The organism is Microbacterium canaveralium (assembly GCF_047238045.1).
In the GTDB taxonomy this organism is placed as follows: Bacteria; Actinomycetota; Actinomycetes; order Actinomycetales; family Microbacteriaceae; genus Microbacterium.
Genome location: NZ_JBDFMA010000003.1, coordinates 2,423,664 through 2,444,514 on the forward strand (window position 1 = coordinate 2,423,664; position 20,851 = coordinate 2,444,514).

Annotated in this window: 14 protein-coding genes; all 14 read right to left on the reverse strand. The window is 70.2% G+C overall.

Going from position 1 to position 20,851, the window contains the following annotated elements:
• Positions 1 to 74: 74 nt before the first annotated feature.
• The gene (locus ABC271_RS12570; RefSeq protein WP_412925182.1) at positions 75 to 923 is read right to left on the reverse strand and encodes a hypothetical protein; all 849 of its coding nucleotides are present in this window, start codon (positions 921 to 923) and stop codon (positions 75 to 77) included.
• Entirely contained in the window at positions 920 to 2,008 is a 1,089-nt protein-coding gene (locus ABC271_RS12575) for a WxL protein peptidoglycan domain-containing protein (protein ID WP_412925183.1), read from the reverse strand. Before ABC271_RS12575 ends, ABC271_RS12570 begins: the two co-directional genes overlap by 4 nt.
• 113 nt (positions 2,009 to 2,121) lie before the next feature.
• Positions 2,122 to 3,171 (reverse strand): hypothetical protein, encoded by a 1,050-nt coding sequence (locus ABC271_RS12580; RefSeq protein WP_412925184.1) that lies wholly within the window; start codon positions 3,169 to 3,171, stop codon positions 2,122 to 2,124.
• 30 nt (positions 3,172 to 3,201) lie between these two features.
• The gene (locus tag ABC271_RS12585; protein WP_412925185.1) at positions 3,202 to 4,332 is read right to left on the reverse strand and encodes a hypothetical protein; all 1,131 of its coding nucleotides are present in this window, start codon (positions 4,330 to 4,332) and stop codon (positions 3,202 to 3,204) included.
• A 59-nt stretch (positions 4,333 to 4,391) separates the two neighbouring features.
• Positions 4,392 to 6,956 carry a hypothetical protein gene (locus tag ABC271_RS12590; RefSeq protein WP_412925186.1) on the reverse strand — a complete coding sequence of 855 codons (2,565 nt, stop codon included), beginning with the start codon at positions 6,954 to 6,956 and terminating at the stop codon, positions 4,392 to 4,394.
• Between the two features lie 198 nt (positions 6,957 to 7,154).
• Complete coding sequence (gene pstS, locus ABC271_RS12595; RefSeq protein ID WP_412925187.1) at positions 7,155 to 8,807, reverse strand: phosphate ABC transporter substrate-binding protein PstS; 1,653 nt, start codon at positions 8,805 to 8,807, stop codon at positions 7,155 to 7,157.
• Positions 8,804 to 10,090: a phosphate ABC transporter permease PstA gene (gene pstA / locus ABC271_RS12600; RefSeq protein ID WP_412925188.1), complete on the reverse strand. Its 1,287-nt coding sequence runs from the start codon at positions 10,088 to 10,090 to the stop codon at positions 8,804 to 8,806. The genes pstS and pstA overlap by 4 nt, the downstream gene beginning before the upstream one ends.
• A 3-nt stretch (positions 10,091 to 10,093) precedes the next feature.
• Positions 10,094 to 11,155: a phosphate ABC transporter permease subunit PstC gene (pstC, locus tag ABC271_RS12605; RefSeq protein WP_412925189.1), complete on the reverse strand. Its 1,062-nt coding sequence runs from the start codon at positions 11,153 to 11,155 to the stop codon at positions 10,094 to 10,096.
• 175 nt (positions 11,156 to 11,330) lie between these two features.
• A complete protein-coding gene (locus ABC271_RS12610; protein WP_412925190.1) occupies positions 11,331 to 13,019 on the reverse strand; it encodes a serine/threonine protein kinase in 1,689 nt (562 codons plus the stop codon).
• The gene (locus ABC271_RS12615) at positions 13,012 to 13,554 is read right to left on the reverse strand and encodes a hypothetical protein (RefSeq protein WP_412925191.1); all 543 of its coding nucleotides are present in this window, start codon (positions 13,552 to 13,554) and stop codon (positions 13,012 to 13,014) included. Before ABC271_RS12615 ends, ABC271_RS12610 begins: the two co-directional genes overlap by 8 nt.
• Before the next feature lie 217 nt (positions 13,555 to 13,771).
• A complete protein-coding gene (gene recR, locus ABC271_RS12620; RefSeq protein WP_412925192.1) occupies positions 13,772 to 14,365 on the reverse strand; it encodes a recombination mediator RecR in 594 nt (197 codons plus the stop codon).
• The gene (locus ABC271_RS12625) at positions 14,365 to 17,208 is read right to left on the reverse strand and encodes a DNA polymerase III subunit gamma and tau (RefSeq protein ID WP_412925193.1); all 2,844 of its coding nucleotides are present in this window, start codon (positions 17,206 to 17,208) and stop codon (positions 14,365 to 14,367) included. Before ABC271_RS12625 ends, recR begins: the two co-directional genes overlap by 1 nt.
• Before the next feature lie 237 nt (positions 17,209 to 17,445).
• Entirely contained in the window at positions 17,446 to 19,977 is a 2,532-nt protein-coding gene (locus ABC271_RS12630; RefSeq protein WP_412925194.1) for a glycoside hydrolase family 65 protein, read from the reverse strand.
• A 53-nt stretch (positions 19,978 to 20,030) separates the two neighbouring features.
• Positions 20,031 to 20,765: an HAD family hydrolase gene (locus ABC271_RS12635; RefSeq protein WP_412925195.1), complete on the reverse strand. Its 735-nt coding sequence runs from the start codon at positions 20,763 to 20,765 to the stop codon at positions 20,031 to 20,033.
• Positions 20,766 to 20,851 lie beyond the last annotated feature (86 nt).

Genomic DNA, 20,851 nt, shown 5'->3' on the forward strand with positions numbered 1-20,851 from the left:
CCGCGGCGGTCGCGGCACGGACGGGGCGCGACGCGGGTTCCGTCTGACCGGGACGGCAGGCTCCTCGGTGACCGTCATGCGCCCACCGCCAGCGGCACGGCCGCGGTGCCGGCGCGGCGCACGAGCGAAACGGCGACAGCGGCGGCCACCCCGAGAACCATGAGCAGCACGATCGCCCAGGGCAGCACGAAGACGGTCGCGTCACGCGTGAGCGGCGCGAGCTCGACGCCATCGACCTGCGACGGAGGCGTCACGCGCGCGTGGGTCGTCAGCATCGTCCACTGTCCTGCCCCGGACAGGTCAGCGCTCACCGTACGCGTCTCACCCGGCTTCAGGCCGGGAACGGCCACACCGTCGACGTTCGCGATCCGCAGCCCGAGCGGGTTCTCCATCCAGAAGTCCGTTGTGAGGTCGATCGTCGAGGTCGACGTGTTGCGCACGGTGAACCACACCTGCACCACGCCGTCGAACGGATTGATCGACGGCGTGCTCCCGGTCGACAGGCCGCCGACCGAGAGAATGCCACCGAGGTCGACGCTGTCGGCGAGCGTGGCGACCGTCGAGGTCGTCGGCGCCACCGACGACGACGATCCACCGGCGCCGGCCGGCGAACCGCCCCGGACCGCGCCGGAGGAACCACTGCTACCGAAGCTCGATGAGCCGCCCAGGGACGACCCGCCGCCGGTCGAGGTGCCCGTCGTGGGCGCCGAGGTGGGGCCGCAGACCACAGCGGTGAGGCCCACTCCCCCGCTGACCGGCGTCGGTGAGACCGTCGGCGACGGTGTCGGGCACTGGAGGGGGCCCGCCGCCGCCGCGGAGGCCGCCGCGAGCGGCGCGACCACCAGAGCCAGCGCCAGCAAAGCGGCTCCCGCGCCGCGCCGAACCCCGCGTCGGAGGGGCGCGAGTCGGTCCACGGCGCTCACGCGTCCGAGCCGGTGGAGACGGGCTCGCGCTCGGACTCGGCCTTGCGGCGCGCCTCGGCCTCGGCGTACTCCATCCACTCCTTCGCGCGCTTGTCGTTGCGCCGGCGGCTGAAGCGGATGCCACCCCACACCAGGAGACCCAGCACGATGAGCGCGACGAGCAGCCACGGGACCACGAAGAGCACGGTGTCGCGCGACACGCTCGTCAGGGGTCCGGGGTTCTGCGCGGTCTCGTCGACCTTGGGGAACACCGTCACGACGGGGTTGAGGTAGACCCACTGGCCCACGCCCGAGACGGTCGTGGTGATCGTGCGGGTGCTGCCCGGGAGCATCTCGGACACCTCCTGCTCGATGGGAGCGGAGAGCCCGATACCGAAGAGTCCGCGGACCTCTGCTTTGAGGTCTCCCGCCAGAGCGACGTTTCCGGCGTTGCGCACCGTGAACGTGATGGTGGTGTCGCCCGCGAACGGGTTGAGGCTCGGCGTGTACGACGCGGAGATTCCCGCGATGGTCAGCGCCGGCTGGAGGTCACCGGGAACGCGGGCGTACAGGCGCGTTCCGAGTCGGCGGTCGACGATGACCTGACCATCGGGTGACTGGACGGATGCCACGATCCCGCCGGCGTGATCACCGGGCGTCGCGTCGTCGGGCAAGCGCACGGTGAAGGGAATGGTCGTCGTCTCCGCGGGCTGGAGGGTCACCTGCACGGAGGGCGAACCGCTGAAGCTGACCCAGGAGCCGGCGTCTGTCGGCGTCACGCCGGTGTCGAGAAGGCCGAAGGCGCCCTCGTCGGTGTTGAAGGCGTCGGTGGCGTACACGGTGAACGTCTGCGGGCTGGTACCGCGGTTGGTGATGACGTACCCGTCTTCCAACGTCTGCCCGGGGCCGATCGTGTAGTCGAAGCGCGTGCGGATGGGACCGTCGTCGCTGGCGGGCTGCGCCGAGATCCCGATCTCGTCGGCGGGAGCCGCATCTTCGGCGTGGGCCGGGGCGGAGGCGAGGACGACGCCGAGGGCCACGGCAGCGGCGAGGAGCGCCGGGAGAAGGCGGGCGTTCGGGCGCTCCGCGATTCGCAAGATCTGCACGGTATATCTCCCCAGAAATGGCTTACGGCCGCACTGCGCTTCCGCAAACGAGGGCTGAACGAGGAAAGTCCGAGAGGAGGGGCGGCGCCGCCGGCGCCGCCCCTCCCGCGGGATCACTTCGAGACGAGCGTGAGCGTCAGCTTCGAGGTGTAGGTGCCGGCGGGCGTGCCGGCGGGGGCCACGAGCTTCAGGTCAGCGTTCAGCTTCGTGTCGGGCTCCGTCGACGTGCCGACACCGGCCGTGGCGAAGGGCGAGGGGTAGACCGCGGTACCCGCGACCTGCTCCGCACCGGCCGTGGCAGCCGAACCAGCGGTCTTGGTGACCTTGACACCGAAGTTCTTCTTGTCGATGGTGTTCGAACCCGACACGAAGTTGTCGACGGACTGGGTCAGGTCCCAGCCCTTACGGTCAGCCGTACGACGGGTGTCCGCCACGTTGATGCCGCTGATCGAGCCGGTGGACTCGGACAGCTGCGTCGTGCTGTTGATCGCCGTGGTGAGCGCCACCGAGGACGTCGGCACCGTGAAGGTGAGGGCGCCGGGCGCCTCCTGCACGTCGGCCGAGATGTTGATGTCCTTCGAGTCACCGGTGGGTGCCGGGGGCTCGGTGACGTAGGTGGTCGGCTCGTAGGTGTAGTTACCACCGGGCTGGACCGTGATGTGCACGAAGGTCACACCGTAGACAGCGGCAGCGTTCTGGTCGGTGAAGGCCAGACCGAGCGAGTACTGTCCACCGTTGGCCTTGACCGACGCGAGGTTGACACCGGCGGTGTTCTCGGGAGCGAGGTTCGGGGTGAGGACGGTCTTCGTGCCGGGCGCGAAACCGTTGATCGCCTTCGAGACCCACTCCAGCGGCTGGAGCTCCTTGCCGCGGGGCGAGAGGAACACGTAAGGCTGAGCGGCCTGAGCCGGAGCCTGGAAGTACGTGTCGTAGTCGGTGAAGTTGGTGTCCTTCGGGTAACCGAGCACCTGCTGACCCCAGCCGATGGTCGAGCTGCTGGTGAGCAGGGTCTCGTCGCTGTTCCAGAGGTACATCGACTCGAGGGAGGGAGGAGCAGACGTCGTCTGCGTGTCGGCGGAAGCCGAGGACGCAGCGCCACCGGCGATGAGCGTCAGGGCGACGGCGCTGGCGAGAGCGGCCTTCACCTTGGAGATGCGAAGCATTGGTCTATGTGCCTTTCGGGATGAAGCGGATCAACCGGCGGCGTAGGCCGCGATGGGGGTGGTGGAGGAAGGAGCGAGGAAGCCGAACTTGCGCTTGACGGCACCCGGCGCGAACGGAGCGGTGCTGAAGTTGGTGAAGCTCGTGGTCTTCGTCGAGTCGACGAGGCCGGCGAGGACCGCGTCGTACGCCGGGGCACCCGAGTAGGTGAAGGTCGACTGCACCTTCGCGCGCTCAACGATCAGGTAGGTGTCACGACCGAACGTGGTGTTGGCGTAGTACGTCGCGTTGGGCACCAGGGAGGGAGCGGTACCCGTGAAGGGCACCGCGCCGTCGACGGCCGAACCGAGGGCCACCGTGGGAGCGGCGGCAACGGTGTTCACGCCCGAGACATTGTTGGCCTGAGCGACCCAGTTCGCCACCGAGAAGGGGATGATCTGGTTGTCGCCGAGGACGGTCGCGTCGTTCTCGGGGGTGGTGTTGCCGGTGTCGTTGACCGCCGGAGCCGTCGGGGCGCTGCCCGAGTATCCGAGGGCGTTGAGGAAGAACGTGCGGGTGCCCGAACCGGTCTGGGGCAGACGCGGGGTGACGGGAACGCCGTCAATCGAGGTGAGGGTGCCGTCGTAGATGGCCTTGAGCTGCGCGGCGGTGAGGTTCGCCCACGCGGCGGTGCCACCCTTGTAGGCGTACGCCACGGCGTCGCGGGCGTAGGGGACGTAGAGCAGACGACCGTCGGCGTTGGCGTTGGTGCCCGGGCCGCTGGAGCTACGAGCGACGTCGACCTGGCCGACGATCGTCCGAGCGGGGGTGGCGTTGTTGCTCACGGACCAGTTGGCGCCGCTGACCGAGGCGCGGAGGGCGTCGCGGCCCGAGCCGGAGCCGTTGGGACGGGCGAAGTACACGCCGCCCGGCTTGGTCTGGATGGCGGCGGAGCCGAACGCGTCGAAGTTTCCGACGGTCGCACCCGAGGCCAGGATGCGCACGGACGCGCCCGACACCGTGGTGCCGTTCGCGAGGGCGTTCATCGAGTCCTGGAGCGTGTCCGAACCGACGATCGCGTAGCTGTTCGACACCGGCTCCGCGGAAGCCGACGACGCGAAGGCGACGCCCGAGAGGACGATGCCGACGGCCGCACCGAGTGCGGCGATCTTCTTGATCTTCACTGATTGCCTATCTGTGTTGTGGGTGTGATGAGAGGGACTTCGGGAAGGGCAGGTCTGGGTCACGCTCTGCGAGGCAGGCGAGGGATGAGGAGCACGACGAGCGCGGCGATCAGCCCGGCGAGCAGGCTGATGGGGAGCGCGGCGGGCAGGGCACCGGAGTCGGGGTCATCGGCGGTCTTGGCCCCCGCAAGGGCGGCGGCGATGGCACCGGTGGCCTGCGGGTCGGCCGGACCGGCCGCAGCCGGAGCGGTGGGCGATCCGGCGGCCGGGGCGGCGACGTTCGACGTGCTCGATCCGCTCCCCCGGGTGCCGGCCGAAGCCGCACCCGAAGAAAGGCCGGGCCCGGAGTTCGTCGTCGAGCTGGGAGGCGGGGTCGTCGGGCTGGTCGGCGCGATGCCGTTCTCGAGCGCGGTGGCCGCGGCGCGAGCCTGGACCCGCCAGCTGTCCGGCAGCGGGGCGTACCCGCCGGGCAGCTGCCCCGACTGGACGCCGGGGGTCTGACCGGGCTCCGCGGCATACCGCATGAAGTCCGCGTACACCCGGCGAACCGTCGCATCGGTGACGTACGGGCTCGCCGCGGCGTAGACCGGCAGGGCGAGCGGGTAGGCATCCGTCGCCTTCGCCGCCTCGGGCGACGCGGGGTCGAAGGTGCGCACCTGGGGCTGCGTGCTCGAGGCAGTCATGGCCGTCGCGGCAGCGGTGAGAGCGTCGTTGGTCGGGCTGACGAAGTTCCCGGCGGGATTGCGCAGGGATGCCGTGACGAGCTGGTACTTGTCGGCCGCAGCCCCGTCCGTCAACGAGATGACGGCCTGAGTTCCCTGAAGGTTGCGGGGGCTGCGGGTGTAACGGGGAGGGTTTCCGAGAGGGTCCCACGCGCTCAACGTCTGTCCGTCGCCGCGCAGCGTGTAATAGGCCGCGCTGTCGAGGTCGTTGGTGTAGGGACGCCAGGTGACAGAGTTGATGGCGGCCGGACCGTTTTCGACGGCGGGCACCTCCACCGGGTCGGGACGAGGAAAGTTGTCACGCGGGAGCGCGAAAGCCGTGCCGGTCGGGTTCTTCGCGGCATCCGTCGACGCGAAGGGATTGACGGACATCCCCCAGGGGTCGGTCGTGCCGGCGAGGAAGTCGCGGGCGTCCGCGTCCGCCATGACATACGACCACAGGGCGGTCGCCACGTCCGAGCGGCCCTGAGGCACGAGCATGTCCGCAACAGCGACACTCGCGATCGCCTGCTGCGCCCACGCCGGGTCGTTGATCTCGAGGAAGTCGGGGTCGAAGAGCAAGTTCCGCGGATTCTTGCCCAGGTGCGCTCGATCGGCCTGATACGGCAGAGAATCCAGGTACGACGACGTGAGGAGCTTCGCTACCAGCCGCGGGGTGAGCTTCATGTCGGTGAGTGGCAACCGTGACTTCGCCAGCTCCTCGGCGGGGACCGACCCGTCCTGTTTCGGGAAGCGGTCGATGGCGAAACCGACCGTGATCGAACTCAGGCCGATGGGCGCGTAGACGAGCTTGTCGGGATCAGACCCGCCGTAGGCGAATGACGTCAGCGCCAGGGGGGCGCTCGTCGCCGCCGTGTTGGCCGTGGCGACCGCGTCGCTCTCGGTTCCCGTGAGGAGGGTGAAGATGCTGCCGTTCGTACCGGAGCAGAGCGACGGCTGCCACGATGACACCGCCCGGGCGATGACCTCGCTGCCGGCCAGCTGACGTTCCGCCGCGCCGAGGGCGCAGCGCAGTCCCACCGGGCGGAAGTCGAGCTTGATCGCGACGTGATGCTTCCAGTTGTCCCAGAACAGTCCCGAGCTGACGACGGATGCCTCGCCCGTGTCGGTCGTGCCGCGCGGGATGATCACGAGCCAGCAGGGCTGGCCACTCGTCGCGTTGGCGTCGTCCGAGGTGCGCGCACCGCATCCGAGTCCCCGCGACTGGGTGACCGTCTGAACCTCGAACTTCGTGCTGCCGGTTCCGTCGGCTCCGGTCCCCGCCCAGGGCACCTCGTTCGATGTGTACTGCGTGAAGAAGGCGTTGGTGTTCACATCGACGCCCGGGACGCGCTTCCCGTCGACGACCGCGGCGATCGTCTCGCCCGTGGCGGAGCGGAAGGGGATCGCCGTGTAGGCGGGGTCGAAGAATCCTGCTCCGGGCACGGTCGAGGACTCGTCCTCCTGGGCGACGCTCCCGTCCGACCGGTTGCCGTCGCGCCTCGCGCCCGGGGTCCCGAAGGCTCCGTACTGGCACGTCGTGCGGTCGGGTTGTCCCGGGTTCTGCGGGTCGTCTCCCCAGCACTGGGCGATCTGGAGGAAGTTCTCTCCGCCGGACTGCTGCGTCGGCGGGGTCGATTCCTTTCCGCCCGTCCAGCTGATTTCGAGGCCCTGCGCGACCAGACCCTTCGTCTGGGACACCGTGACCGAGAGGTCGGGGAACGGAGAATTCTCCCAGTCCGTGTCGTACGCCTTCGCCGTCACGGTCTCCGCCGTCGACGGCGCGTCGTCAGCGACGGCCGCGCCGGTCGGCAAGACGCCGCCGGCAGTCAGGGCGGCGAAGACGAGGCCGCCGACGAGGGCGCCGGACAGGCCGGACAGCACACGTCGAGCGGCGCGCCCTTCGGGTAGAGCACTACGCACGGGATTCTCCAGGTGACGCGACATCCTGCTCGGGTGCCGACAGCGATGAAATTAAGGTCGGGTTGTGACATCCACGTGAACGATCGACCAACGAGGGATCGCCCATTCATGGAGGTCACATAGCAAAGTAAATGACCAGGTCAGGGGCATTTTCGGGAACGCCGAGCACCGCCCCGGGCGGGGCGGCGATCGGGACCCTCAGCGTCTGCCGGCGCGCGTCGACCGCGTTCGACGGAAACTCAACGGCGGAAGCACGATCGCCGCGAGCAGCAGCAAGGCCGCGGCCAGCATCAGCCACTGCGGGGCCTTCCACCCGTCCTGCGCGAGGGTGAACGGGGAGGAGACGGCGGCGGCCGCGACGCCCCCTCCCCCGCTGCCCGCCACAGCCGACCCACTGACGAGATTTCCGTTCGCGTCGTACACGGCGTCGCCGCCGGCCGCCGCTGGCGCGTCCGCCGATCCTCCGGCCGCGGCACCACCTGAACCTCCGGCCGCGGCGCCACCTGCCGCGCCCCCCGAGGCCCCGCCGGCCTCGGCCGACGAGCCGCCCGAGCCCGAGCCGGTCACGGGCGTGTCCGTGCCCGCGGAACCGGCGGTACCGGACGTGCACTGGTTGGGGCCCTGCTTGTCACAATCCGCGGGAGCCGGTGCGCTCACCGCGAGCTGGTTGTTCGACGGCGAGTCCCCCGGCTTGAACGTCGGGTTGTTGCACTTGTTGATGTCGACGCCGTTCGCGTTCGCTCCGGGAATGCGCTTGAGCTGCTCGGAGCCCGCGAGCACGAGGTTCATCGGGAGCGGCGAGTACCCGAGCGCCGTGGCGGATTGCTGCCCCTCGCACAGAACGTACTCTGCGAACCCGCCGAGGGTGCGCCCCTTCTCCGCGGTGAAGATGCCGGCCACCTGCGTGGGCACGATCAGGTACGAGTAGCTCGACAGCGGATACGTCCGGGGGTCGCCGTTGTTGTACACGCCGTCGAGGATCTGCGTGAGGTAGTCCGGCGAGCTGGAATCGTTGTTGATCTGCGCCTGCAGGAGCGCCACGGCCACCGACGGGGCGGTCGGTTCGATGTAGTAGCCGGCGGCGTTGAGCACCTTCGCGACGGGAAAGCCGGACTTCACCGCATACGAGTACTCGACGTACGTGATCGCACCCTCGCCGTAGTCCTGGCTGACGTACCCGGCCACACCCAGCGAACCGTTCTGCGCCTTGCCGTTGGGCGGGGTGGGGAACTGCGAGGTCAGACCCCGGGTCCAGATGTCGCCGTGCTGCTTCGACATCCAGAGGGTGAACTGCGCCGACGAGCCGGAGCCGTCCGAGCGGACCACCGGGACGATGGAGCGGTCGGGCATTGCGAGCCCCGGGTTGTCGGCCTGGATCGCGGGGTCGTTCCACTTGGTGATGGCGCCCGTGAAGATCTTGGTGATGACCGCGCCGGACAACCGGAGGTTGGTGACGCGCTTGCCACCGATCTTGAGGTTGTACATGAACGCCGTACCACCGGCGACGATGGGCATATAGGCGTACCCGGTGCCGGGCACCTCGGGCTGCGACCCGTCTTCGGGGTTGGACTGGAACGGGATCTCGCTGATCGCGAAGTCGACCGTGCCGTTGATGAAGTCGCGGCGCCCCGCGGACGACCCCACCCCCGAATAGTTGACCGTCATGCCGTAGTTCTCGCCCACGTTGCGGCGCCACTGATCGAGGGCGTTCTGCGACCACGTCGACCCGGTGCCCGAGATCGGCGCCCACGAGTCGGCGTGCGCGGCCGGCGAGCCGGACGACACGAAGCCCGTGACCACGAGCAGGGCGACGGCGGAGGCCGCCACGAGAGAACGGATGCGGCGGATCACGGGAGGTCCTTCGAAGGGGTCGGGTCGTTCGGGAGGGCCGCAGCGCCGGCGTGGCGCTGTCGGCTCTCGATGCGGGCGAGATCAGCCGCGGACTGAGCGCTACGTGCACGACGCTGGCGGCCGCTGAGCTGACCGGGACCGCGCCCACCGATGATGCGGGCGACGATGAAGAGCAGCAGGACGAGGAGGATGAGGGTCGCCGCGGCACCGAAACCGCGCGCGATCATGTTCGGCTCGGGCGACTTGACGAAGTCGAACACCTGCAGGGGCAGCGAGATCATCGGACCCGAGAACGGGTTCACATTCATCACCGCCGTGACACCGGAGGTGAGCAGGACGGGCGAGGTCTCGCCGATACCGCGCGCGGTGCCGAGAATCACCGCCGTGACGAGACCCGAGCGGGCGGTCGGCAGCACCACGTGCCACACCGTCTTCCACCGCGACGCCCCGAGCGCGTACGAGGCTTCGCGGAGGTTCCCCGGCACCAGGCGGAGGACGACGTCGGACGCACGGATCACGATCGGCAGCATCATCACCGTGATCGCCAGTGACGCGGCGAAGCCGGAGCGCTCGTGCGTGATGAGCTGGATGACGGCGGAGTAGACGAACAGACCCGCAACGATCGAGGGCAGGGCCGTCATGGCATCCGAGATCGTCCGGACGAATCGGGCGAACCGGCCGCCGATCTCGTTCATGAACACGGCGGTCGCGATCCCCAGCGGGACCGTGATCGACAGGGCGATCGAGATCTGGATCAGCGTGCCGACGATCGCGTGCGCGATGCCGCCGACGCTGAGGGGCTCGAGAGGACCGGCCGACTCCATCGTCTGCACGAACGAATTCAGGTTGACCAGCGCCGGCAGGCCGCGGAACACCGCGAAGCAGACCACGAACACGAGGGCGGCGATGAGAATGGATGCCGCGCTGTAGAGCAGCGCCGTCATCACCCGGTCCGTGACTTCCTGTCCCGTCGCGCGCAGCGCCACGAGCATGGCGTAGATGACGATGAACAGCAGGTAGGTCACGATCGCCCACCCGACGGCGCCCGTCATCGGCGTGAACCATCCGAAGAGGAGCGTGGCAACGGCGAGCGAGGCGCCGAGAGCGCCCGTGAGGTTGAAGGTGTCCTCCGCGGTCGCCCCGCTCATGCGGCGGCGAGGTCCGATGGGTTCGTCGCCCGGCGCGGGGCGGAAGGTGCGCCGGGGTTCCGCGGTGCTCGCATCACCCGCCCGGCCCCGAGGGTGACCGCCCGAGGTGATGACGGTGGTGATCGTGTCGTCCATGGGTCAGCCTTCGCTCTGCGCGCCCGACCGCGAACGCGCGACGATCGAGGAGGCGGTGAAGTTGATCACGAGGGTGATCAGGAACAGGGCCAGACCGGCGGCCATGAGCGCGGAGAGACCGAACTCGCTCGCTTCGCCGTATCGGAGGGCGATGAGGGCGGAGACCGAGTTGCTACCGGTCTTCAACACCTGCCAGTTGATCGTGAAGATCGGCGAGATGATGAGGTAAACGGCGATCGTCTCGCCGAGAGCCCGGCCGAGACCGAGCATCGTGCCACCGATCATGCCGCCGCGCCCGAACGGGATCACCACGGTGCGGATCATGCCCCACCGCGTCGATCCGAGCGCCAGCGCCCCCTCGCGCTCGCCCACGGGAGCCTGCGAGAAGGCCTCCCGCATGACCGATGTCTGCGTCGGCGCGACCATCAGGGCCACGACGATCCCGGCGATGAACGCGGACGACGTGAACTGGCTGGCATCCGTCATACGTGCGCCGTCGGCGTCGGTCACAGCGAAGATCGGGATCCACCAGAAGTAGTACGAGATCCACTGCGCGACGGGGATGACGTTCTGCTGGAGGAAGAAGAGCCCCCAGAGCCCGTACACCACGCTCGGGACCGCCGCCATCAGGTCGACCAGCGAGATGAGGATCGACTTCAGCCGAGGGGGGATGACCTCGGAGATGAGCAGCGCGGTGCCCGTGGCCAACGGAACTGAGAAGAACATCGCCACCAGCGCGATCGTCACGGTACCCGAGAGCACGGCCGCGATGCCGAAGTTCTGCGTCTCCGGCGACCACTCCTGGGTCGTGAGGAAGGAGAATCCGGCCACCGACAGGGCGTTCGCACCGCGGAGGGTGAGGAAGAAGCCGACCGCGAGCATGATCGCGACGGTGATCCCTCCTGCGGCGAACGCCGTCGTGCGGAACACCGAGTCGGCAACGGACGGGCGCGAGGCCAGCGAGCGGGGACGCTCGGCGTCGCCTGCGGAACGGTCCGTCTCCTCGGGAGCGTCCGCGAAGAGGACCTGAGTGAGGTCCTCGTCGGAGGAGGAGGCGGCGTTCATCCGCGAGCGCGCCGGCAGGAAGGCGCTGCGATGCGCGGAATTCGACTCATGAAGCTTCCTGAGCGGAGGAGCCGGCGGCGGGTTCCGACCGGACGTCGATCATCGTGGGGGTCACGGGTGAACGAGGGACGACAAAAAGACGAAGGAGGCCTTTCCGCGGCATGAGGGAGGGACGTCATGGGGTCGGCTCGGGTGACGGGGTCACCGTCGACGAGGGGGACGGGCTCGGCGTCGGCGTCGGAGCCGACGCCACCACCACGGTGAGAGTGACGGTGGATCCCAGCCCTTGCCGTGTGGCCGCCGCGGGCTCCATCGACGCCACGGCTCCGACGACCCCGGAGCGTTGTGCCCGCACCACAAGGGGGACGAGACCCGCCGCGGACACCCGGGCGATGGCATCCTGCTCCGCGTATCCGACGACGTCGGGAACGCCATTCCATCCGCTGGCCACCGCGAGATCGATCGTGCTGCCGGCAGGAACTTCGGCACCGGGCTGAGCGGACGTCGAGAGGACCGTCTGGGCCGGCGCAGTGCCGTCCTGAGGGACGTGCTGCCCGTCGACGAGCCCCTGACCGCGCAGCACGGCCACGGCCTCGCTCACGGCCAGTCCACGGACGTCGGGCACCGGCACCAGCGTCGGGGCGGAGATCGAGGGCGCGGGCGGCGCGACCGAGGGCGTCGGGGTGACGGCAGCGGTCTCTCGCGGGGCCGTCGCCTCTGCGACCGCCGCGCTCGTGGGCGCGGATGCGGGACCGGCAGCGCCCGGTCGCGCGGCCACCACCACGACCACCCCCAGCACGAGCGCCGCAGCGGTCCCCGCAAGCACCCACAGCCACGGCGATGTCCGTGGTTGATCGCCCGTCTCCGCCACGCGTGGTGCCGGGTCGGCGGCGAGAACTCGAGTGAGGGGGGCGACCGGACGTTGCTCCGCCGCGGGGGCGGGGGCGGCGAGCGGCCCCGACTGTCGCGCGCTCGACCCGAGAGCGCGGGCGACGGCGTCGATCGCGAGGCGCATGCGAGCGGCGTCCGGGAACCGTTCCGCCGGGTCCTTGAGCAGGCCGCGCACGATCACCCGGTCCAGACCCACAGGGATGCCGGGAACGGTCACCGAGGCCGTGGGAGGCAACGCGATCAGATGAGCCTGGACGACGTCTTCGGTGCGTCCGCGGGGGAACGGCGGCGTTCCCACCAGGGCGAAATAGAGGAGGCCCGCCACCTGGTAGACGTCGCCGGCGAAGCCGATCGGTTCGCCACGCAACTGCTCGGGCGACGCGTACGCCGCGTTGCCCACCACGCCATCCCCGGCCGTGCTGCGCAGCACGTCGCCACCACGCGCGGACTCGCCGACCGGGGCGGCAAGACCGAAGTCGACGAGACGGACGTCGCGGATGCTCCCGTCGGGGGCGCGGTCGATCAGCACGTTCGCCGGCGAGACGTCGCGGTGCACGACCCCCGCTCCGTGGAGGATGCTCAAGGCATCCAGGAGCGATCCCACGAGCGTGAGGGAGGCGAGGGGGTCGAGACGCCCCGCGGTCCGAACCGACTCGGCGAGGGAGATGCCGCGCACGAGCTCCCAGGCGGTCCACGTGCGCTCGGGACTCAGCCCATCGCCGCGTGACCGCAGGGCGCACAGGTGGGGATGAGAGAGGCCCTCGACGATGGTCGCCTCGCGAAGGAACGCCCGTGCGAGCGCCGGGTCGGAAGCCAGGTGCGGATGCAGGACCTTCAGCGCGACATCCTCGCCGGTGATTCGATCGACCGCCTCGTAGACGGAGGCGGTCGCGCCCGAGCCGAGCAGACCGAGGATCCGAAAGCGCTCCGAGACGTCGAGGCCCTCGGTTCCGGCTGCGGTGCCGTCAGTCACGGATGTCGATCGTCTCGCGCGTCTGACGATGGCGACGGCCGGACCGCGTGCCGATGCTCACGGCGCGCACGATGCTCGCCCGCGCGAGGTTGTCGCGCGCGGCGCGCGCCGCGGCCGCGGCCTCACCGGGCGATTCGTACCAGCGCGAGCAGATGAGCACGGGTTCACCGTTCAGTCGGAGCGCCCACCCGTGGGTCATCGGTGACGGCCCTCGCACGACGGATGCGGTCATCTCGGCCGCGCGTGCACTCATCTGCTCGGCGTCTGCCCAGGCGTGGTGGGGTGACGGGTGCAGGTCGCATCCTCGCCCCAGTTCGCGGTTGTTGGTCGCCAGGAGGCGCCACACACCGAAGACACCATCACGGTGGGGAGCGTCCGCGCGGTTGACGGTGAGCGATGCCGGGGCGGCGGCATCGGGCAGCAGGCGCGATCGGAACGACAGCCACGCGACGAGCATCGGGTCGGTGGGTGATCGGAACGTGTCGAAGACGACCCGCGCGGTTGCGATCGGTCGTGCGGAGAGCTGCTCGCTCACGGAGGACCCCTGTCTGGCGGACCTGTGCACCGGGTTCGGGTTCTTCCGGCGCGGTTCCGCAGGGACGAACGTGCTCTGGTTGCATGGCCGCACGCGGAGCAACGGGTGAACGATCGGTTCACCAGGTCTCAACGCTCGCCTCAGCGCATCGGGAGGACGGTGACGTCGGCCGACGCGATCCCCGCCCAGCGGGTCGGGCGCCGCGAACTCGCGAGAATCAGAGCGTGCGTCGGCCCTCGAACGCCCGGCCGAGGGTGACCTCGTCGGCGTATTCGAGGTCGCCTCCGACGGGCAGACCGGATGCCAGGCGCGTCACGCGGATCTCGAGCGTGTGCAGGAGTCGGCTGAGGTACGTCGCGGTCGCTTCGCCCTCGAGGTTCGGGTTCGTGGCGAGGATGACCTCCTGCACGGTGCCGTCGGCGAGGCGTTGCATGAGCTGGGTGATGCGCAGGTCGTCGGGACCGATACCGGCGATCGGGCTGATCGCGCCGCCCAGGACGTGGTAGAGCCCGCGGAATTCGCGAGTGCGTTCGATCGCGGCGACGTCCTTCGCGTCTTCGACGACGCAGATCAGGGCCGCATTGCGACGCGGGTCACGGCAGATCGAGCAGCGATCCTGCTCCGAGACGTTGCCGCAGATCTCGCAGAACTTGACCTTTTCGCGGATCTCGCCGAGGAGGGTCGACAGTCGGGACACGTCGAACGTCGGCGACTGAAGGATGTGGAACGCGATGCGCTGCGCCGATTTGGGCCCGATCCCGGGGAGGCGACCGAATTCGTCGATGAGGTCTTGGACGATGCCGTCGTACATCAGGTGAACCTCGTCGGGGGCTCGTAGGGCTCGTCGCGCACGTAGTTGGCCCCGAGCATCTGGCGCACCACGGCCTCACCGTAGCGCTGCACTCCCCCGCGCAAGGGGGCCATCCGCGGCACCACGACCGGCGGGATCGGCAGGTCGGCCTCGTCGTCGGGGGGCGGGATGACATCGTCATCGTCGAGCTCGTCGGGGGCGGACACCGACGCGACGACGTCGCCGGACGGAAGCACCGCGCCCTCGAACGGCGGCGGCGCGATGCGCGGGACGGCCCGACCCACCGCCTCCTCGGGCTCGTCGTCGACGGCGAGGGCGGTGGCGGCGGACGGCACGGACGCGGTGGCCGCCGACCCGGGGGGCGGGGTGGACGTCGCGGCGGGGCCGGATGGTGCGGGCGCCACCGGGGCGGATGCTGTCGGCGCACCGGTAGTCGGTGCGCCCGGAGTCGGGGCACCGGTCGGGGCGGAGGCCATTGAGGCGGATGCCGTCGGGGTGGATGTCGTCGGGGTGGATGTCGTCGGGGTGGATGTCGTCGGGGTGGATGTCGTCGCGGCACCGGGTATCGGGGCGACCGCCCAGTCGGTGACCGACGTCGACGCGTACGACGTGGACGAACGCGGGGCCGAGCCCTCCTGGGAGCCTCGCGTGCCGCCGTCGCCACCCGGCGCGGGTGAGCGTTGCGGCGCGCCGCCCGAGCCACCGGGGCCGGCGTCACCGTCGAGACGAGCGAGGTACTTGACCCGGATGCCGAGCACCGATTGGATCGCCCGCCGGAGGTCTTCGCTGGGGCCTCCATCGGCCGACCGCGTCTTGAACGCGGTGAGGTCGGAGCCCGTGCGGAAGCCCAGCGTCAGGACGTCATCGTCGAACGCGAGGACCGACGCGGTGGACACGACGAGCCACGATGTTCTGCTGAGCGCTTCGAGCTGAGCGAGCACCTCGGGCCAGGCGTCGCGCACGTGCGAGAGCTCCAGCGGCCCGACCGGCGCGACCGGAGGGGTCGGGGCCACCGGCTCGAGCGGGGAGGCATCGTCGGCGTCCACGGTGGGCGCGACGTCGAAAGGGTGAGGTTCGGCAGGGTGCGGGTCGGCAGGGTGCGGGTCGGCAGGGTGCGGGTCGGCAGGGCCGGGGGACGATGACGATGTGGCCGGGGGTGCGTTCGCGGCGGTCGGCGCCGCGGGCGCGGAAACCGGTGCGTCGACGTCTTCCTCGATCGGCGGCGGTGCGTCACCGTCATCGAACGGAGGCGGGGCATCGTCGTCGGATGGGGCGTCCTGCCGCGGCTCGGCGTGATGTGGCGCCGGATCATCGACGGGTATCGCAGGCGACGCCACGGGCGGGGCGCTCGGCGGTGCCACGGAAGGGCCCCCCGGCGACGCCACGCGCGGGGCACTCGGCGACGCGACGGAAGGCGCGGCGATCGTCGGCCGGGCGACGGCGGGTGCGTCGTCGGGCGAGGCTACGACCGGCACCGCTGCCGACTCCGTCGCGCGGCCCGGCGGCGCGACAGCCGGAGCGACCGCACCGGGGTTCGCAACACCCGGGGACGCAACACCCGGCGATGCGACGGTCGGCGATGCAACGGACGGGGACGTGACCGCGGGGGCAGCGGACGGCGGGGCTGCGGCAGCCGAGGCGGCGCGACTCGTCGGCGCGGCAGACGTCGCGGGTGCATGCTCGGCCGCGTGCGTCGAGGCGGCGGCCGGCGACGCCCCCTGCGAGACACCCGCGTGCGTGAGGACCCGTGCGACCAGGAGCTCGAGCTGCAACCGCGGAGACGTGGCTCCGGTCATCTCGTCGAGCGCGGCGACGACGAGGTCGGCCGTTCGCGACAGTCGCGCGACGCCGAACGCCGTGGCCTGGCGGCCCATGCGCTCGAGCTCGTCGTCCGGCACCCCGCGCAGCACCGCGGAGGCACCGGCACCCGTGGCGGCGACGACGATGAGGTCGCGCAGACGCTCGAGCAGATCGTCGACGAAACGGCGGGGATCCTGACCGGTCTGGACGACGCGGTCGACCGCCGCGAAGGCGGCCGCCCCGTCGAGCGCGGCGAAGGCGTCGACGACCTCGTCGAGCAGCTCGGAGTGGGTGTAGCCCAGGAGGGCGACGGCCCGCTCGTAGTTCACGAGGACGCGGTCGTCGGCATCCCGATCGGATCCGGCGATGAGCTGATCGAGCAGGGAGAGCGTGTCACGCGGCGACCCGCCGCCGGCGCGCACGACGAGCGGCAGCACACCCGCCTCGACGGCGACGCCCTCGGTCTCGCAGAGCTCTTGCACGTACTCGAGCATCGCCGCCGGCGGAACGAGGCGGAACGGGTAGTGGTGCGTGCGCGAACGGATCGTGCCGAGCACCTTCTCGGGCTCGGTCGTGGCGAAGATGAACTTCACGTGCGCGGGCGGCTCTTCCACGAGCTTGAGCAGGGCGTTGAATCCCTGCTGCGTGACCATGTGCGCCTCGTCGAGGATGAAGATCTTGAACCGGTCGCGGGCCGGCGCGAAGATCGCCCGCTCACGCAGGTCGCGCGCGTCGTCGACACCGTTGTGGCTCGCGGCGTCGATCTCGACCACGTCGAGCGACCCGCCGCCCCCGCGCCCGAGCTCGACGCAGCTGTCGCACTCGCCGCACGGAGTGTCGGTGGGCCCCTGCGCGCAGTTCAGGCAGCGCGCGAGAATACGGGCCGAGGTCGTCTTGCCGCAGCCGCGAGGCCCCGAGAAGAGATAGGCGTGGCCCACCCGGTCACTGCGGAGGGCGGTCATCAACGGCTCGGTCACCTGCGACTGCCCGATCATCTCGCCGAACGCCTGCGGGCGGTAGCGGCGGTACAGGGCTGTCGTCACTCCCCCAGCCTACGGCGTGCCACCGACATCGCGTCTGGCGCGGCCCCCGCAGGGCACCTCCGCCCGCCGCCGGGCTCCGACCCCCACCCCTGGCATCCGCGAGACTTCATCGCGCCGACATCTCCCTTGCAGCGTGCGGGGCACATGTCGGCGAAATGAAGTCTCGGCGAACCTGCCCTCCCGGAACGGCGAACGCGGCGACGCCCGGGAGGGCGCCGCGGCGTTCGAGACAGCGAATCAGGCGTCGAGGCCGACGGACACCGGCTCGTCGTCGCTCGAGACGAGCGGGATCGCCGCCGTGACGATCGGGACCGACGCCGACATCAAGGTGCCGTCCTCTCGAACCGAACCCTCGAGCTGACGGATCGACGGACGTCCAGGGATCAGCGGCCCCTGGCCGTGCAGCGCGACGCGGACGGTTTCGCCCGGGGCGACCGTGTAGTCCACACCTCGCACGGCGAAGTCGACGGGGGCGCCCTCCTCTCCGGCGTGCAGGGTCAGCGCACCGGAAGTGAGCGTCACGTTCAGGCGCGTCCCGTGCCAGTGCAGCACGTACGACAGCTCGGGCCAGTCCGCCGGAAGACGCGGGTCGAACGTCAGACGGCCGAAGTGGTCCCGCATGCCGCCGAATCCGCTCACGAGCGCCGTCCACACACCGCCCGCGGAGGCGACGTGCACACCGTCGGAGGCGTTGTGGTGCAGATCGCCGAGGTCGACGAACGCGGCCTGACGGAAGTACTCCAGCGCGAGGTCCTGGTACCCGACCTCAGCCGCGAGGATCGACTGCACGACCGCCGACAGCGTCGAGTCGCCCGTGGTGAGCGGGTCGTAGTACTCGAAGTCGGCGAGCTTCTCGGCATCCGTGAAGTGGTTGCCCTGCAGGAACAGCGCCAGCACGACATCGGCCTGCTTGAGCACCTGGTACCGGTAGATCACCAGCGGGTGGAAGTGCAGCAGGAGCGGGCGCTGGTCGGGCGGGGTGTTCTCGAGATCCCAGATCTCGCGCTCGAGGAACACGGCGTCCTGCGGATGGATGCCGAGGGCCGGGCTGAACGGGATGTGCATCGCCTCGGCCGCCAGTTCCCACCGGTCGGGCTCGGACGGGTCGAGGTTCATCCGGTCGGCCATACGGCCGTACGCCTCGGGGTTGTTCTCGGCGAGATCGCGCACCGTGCGTGCGGCGAAGCGCAGGTTGAACCGCGCCATGACGTTGGTGAAGAGGTTGTCGTTGACGACGGTGGTGTACTCGTCGGGACCGGTGACGCCGTGGATGTGGAACGAATCCGGCTCGCTGTCGGGACCTCCGTCGCTTGAGCGCCAGAAGCCCAGGGTCGACCACAGCCGAGCGGTGTCGACGGCGATGTCCACGCCCTCCCGGGCGAGGAACTCCTCGTCGCCGGTCGCGCGGACGTACTTCGCCAGCGCGAAGGCGACGTCGGCGTTGATGTGGTACTGCGCCGTGCCCGCGGCGTAGTAGGCCGAAGCCTCTTCGCCGTTGATCGTGCGCCACGGGAAGAGGGCGCCGGCCTCGTTGAGCTGGTGCGCGCGCTTCCGCGCCGCGGGGAGCATCAGGTACCGCATCCGCAGGGCGTTCCGCGCCCACTGCGGCGTCGTGTACGCCAGGAACGGCAGGACGTAGACCTCGGTGTCCCAGAAGTAGTGGCCGCTGTAGCCCGAGCCTGTGACGCCCTTCGCCGGCACGCCCTGACCGTCGGCGCGGGCCGCGGCCTGCGCGAGCTGGAACAGGCACCAACGCGTCGCCTGCTGGAGGTCTCCCTGACCGCCGATCCGCACGTCCGAGCGCTCCCAGAACGCCGCAAACCAGTCGATGTGGCTCTCACGGAGGGCGGTCACACCGACGCTGCGCGCCCGGTCGAGGGTGCGCCGGCAACGATCGACGAGTTCACCCGCGGGCACGCCGCGCGACGTGTGGTAGCTGACCAGCTTGGTCACGGTCGTGGGAACACCGGCCCGCGCCTGCACGCGGAAGACGTTCTTGGCGATGTCCGGCTCGATGAGCTGCCGCGACGTGTACTCGTTGGCCGTCTCGACCTCGTGATCGGCGACGACGGCGATCGTCATGCCCGACTCGGTGACCTCGTACGAGAGCGCGGACCGGTTGCCGTCCTGCCAGTACTCGCGCGGCTGGAGCACGCGGTCGGTGAGCCTCTCGGTCTTGCGGGGGTCGAATCCGGCCGTCTTGGATGCCATCGGCGAACCGCCGTAGATCCCCTCGCCGTCCTGGCGGTTCAGCAGCTGGCACGCCACCGTCACGGGCGCGTCGGAATTGAGCACCGTGACCGTCAGGCGGAGGACGGCGAGATGCTTCTCCTCGAAGGAGACGAACCGCTCGTCCTCGATGCGCACCTCCTTGCCGGAGGGAGTGACCCACAGGAGCGACCGGCGGAGGATGCCCTGCCGCATGTCCAGCACACGCTCGTACTCCCGCACATCGGCGACGTCGAGCGAGAGGGGCTCATCATCGACGTAGACGCGCATGACCTTGGCATCCGGGGCGTTGATGATGGTCTGCCCGACCTCGGCGAAACCGTACGCCTGCTCGGCGTGACGGATCGGGAACGTCTCGTGGAACCCGTTGATGAACGTGCCCTGCTCGTGCGCGAAGCGGCCCTCGATGGAGTTGCCGCGCAACCCCAGGTAGCCGTTGCCGACGGCGAAGAGCGTCTCGGTGACGCCGGTGTCGTCTGCCGAGAACTGGGTCTCGACGAGGCGCCATTCGTCGATGGGGAAGCGATCGCGATCGATCATCGGGCAGGCCTTCCGGTGTGCCGGGATTCGGGTGGGTCGCGCGGGGCGACGGCTCAGTCTACGAACGCCTGGAGGTCGTCGACGACCACGTCGGCTCCGGCGGCGAAAAGGTGCTCGGCGCCGACCCCGCGGTCGACGCCGACGACGAGCCCGAATCCGGCCGTGGAGGCCGAGGTGACGCCGCTGGTGGCGTCCTCGACGGCGGCCGAGCGCGCCGGGTCGACCCGCAGCATGCGCGCAGCCTCGGCGAAGACATCGGGAGCGGGCTTGGATGCCAGATGGTCGCGTTCGGCCACGACGCCGTCCATCACCACGGGGAATCGATCGCGGATGCCGGCCGCCTCGAGGACCTCGACGGCGTTCTTCGAGCTCGACACGACGGCGATCGGGGTGCCGGCCGCCTGCAGGACGTCGAGGAGCGCGACGGACCCCGGGTAGGGGGCGATGCCCTCGGCGCGGAGGATGCGCGAGAACACCACGTTCTTGCGGTTGCCGACGCCGCACACGGTGTCCAGGGCCGGGTCGTCGGACGGATCGCCCCAGGGCACCTCGACGTCACGGCTGCGCAGGAGGCTCGCCACACCGTCGTACCGCTTCTTGCCGTCGACGTGCTCGAAGTAGTCGCGGTCGGTGTAGGGCGGCTGGATGTCCCACGCCGCGAACAGCTCGTCGAACATCTCTTTCCACGCGCGCATGTGCACTTCGGCGGTGGGCGTGAGCACGCCGTCCAGGTCGAACAGGACGGCGTCGTAGGAGGTCAGGTCGGGCAGGTCACGGCTGTCGGTCACGGCGGACTCCAGATCCCGGGGCGGGAGACGCGGTCACGACGATGCGCCGCCGTTCCAGCGTAGTGGTGAGGGGTGTTCGCGATCGG

Excerpts from the sequence above, each read along its gene's own strand:
- pstA (WP_412925188.1), bottom strand. The coding sequence starts at position 10,090 with ATGGACGACACGATCACCACCGTCATCACCTCGGGCGGTCACCCTCGG.
- pstC (WP_412925189.1), bottom strand. The coding sequence starts at position 11,155 with ATGAACGCCGCCTCCTCCTCCGACGAGGACCTCACTCAGGTCCTCTTC.
- ABC271_RS12580 (WP_412925184.1), bottom strand. The coding sequence starts at position 3,171 with ATGCTTCGCATCTCCAAGGTGAAGGCCGCTCTCGCCAGCGCCGTCGCC.
- ABC271_RS12630 (WP_412925194.1), bottom strand. The coding sequence starts at position 19,977 with ATGATCGATCGCGATCGCTTCCCCATCGACGAATGGCGCCTCGTCGAG.
- recR (WP_412925192.1), bottom strand. The coding sequence starts at position 14,365 with ATGTACGACGGCATCGTCCAAGACCTCATCGACGAATTCGGTCGCCTC.